Source organism: Mesorhizobium sp. WSM3873, assembly GCF_001672445.1.
GTDB lineage: Bacteria > Pseudomonadota > Alphaproteobacteria > Rhizobiales > Rhizobiaceae > Mesorhizobium.
Map to the genome: position 1 here is coordinate 1 of NZ_LYTM01000053.1, position 1,049 is coordinate 1,049.

At 61.2% G+C, this 1,049-nt stretch carries 1 protein-coding gene; it reads left to right on the forward strand.

Translation table 11 applies throughout. The features are described 5' to 3' along the window. Positions 1-89 precede the first annotated feature (89 nt). Positions 90-1,033 (forward strand): IS630 family transposase gene (locus tag A9K71_RS24575; RefSeq protein ID WP_156752765.1). Its coding sequence is split into 2 segments (ribosomal slippage): positions 90-426 and positions 426-1,033, totalling 945 coding nucleotides; the frame shifts between segments, so codons are not numbered across the junction. Positions 1,034-1,049: the final 16 nt, after the last annotated feature.

The window sequence follows — 1,049 nt, forward strand, 5'->3', positions numbered from 1 at the left end:
CTAGAGCGGGATGAAATTGTTGGGAGTCGTTGAGGATTCCCAAATCAGCGGGTTTATGATTCACCATTCATGCTGGGAAGGAGGCCAGCATGGATGGCACTATCATGGATCTGCGAGAGCGCGTCGTGGCGGCGGTGAAGACAGAGGGAATGTCGCGGCGCGCAGCTGCGAAGCGTTTCGGGGTCAGCTACAGCGCTGCGATCGAGTGGGTGAAGCTCGATGAGGAAACCGGCAGCGTAGCACCGCGCAAAGTCGGGGGTTCCAAGCCGAAGAAGCTATCGGGGGCCTGGCGCGACTGGCTCATTGAGCGCTGCCGCAAGCAGGCCTTCACGCTGCGCGGGCTTGTCGCCGAACTCGCCGAACGAGGGCTTGAGGTCGACTATCGCTCGGTCTGGGAGTTCGTCCACGCCGAGGGTCTGTCGTACAAAAAAAGACGTTGGTCGCGGCCGAGCAGGATCGCCCCGACGTAGCGCGCCGACGGGCGCAATGGCTGGCCTATCAGAACCGCATCGATCCTGCCCGCCTGGTGTTCATCGACGAAACCTGGACCAAGACCAACATGGCGCCACTCAGAGGCTGGGCGCCAGTTGGGCAGCGCATCAAGGCAAAGGTGCCGCACGGCCACTGGAAAACCATGACGTTCCTGGCCGCCTTGCGCCATGACGGCATCACCGCGCCATGGCTCATCGATGGGCCGATCAATGGCGAGCGCTTCCGCCTCTATATCGAGACCGTGCTGGTTCCGACCCTGAAGCCCGGCGACATCGTCGTCATGGACAATCTCGGCTCGCATAAGGGCAAGGCCGTGCGTCGCACCATTCGCAAGGCAGGGGCCAAGTTGATTCTCCTGCCCAAATACTCACCCGACCTCAATCCCATCGAACAGTTCTTCGCCAAGCTCAAACACTGGCTTCGAAAGGCGGCCAAACGGACGGCCGAGACCGTCTGCCAGGCGATCGGCGAAATCCTCAACCGGACGACACCCGCCGAGTGCTCAAACTACTTCGCCAATGCAGGATACGACCGGAGATGACTTCATCCCGCTCTAG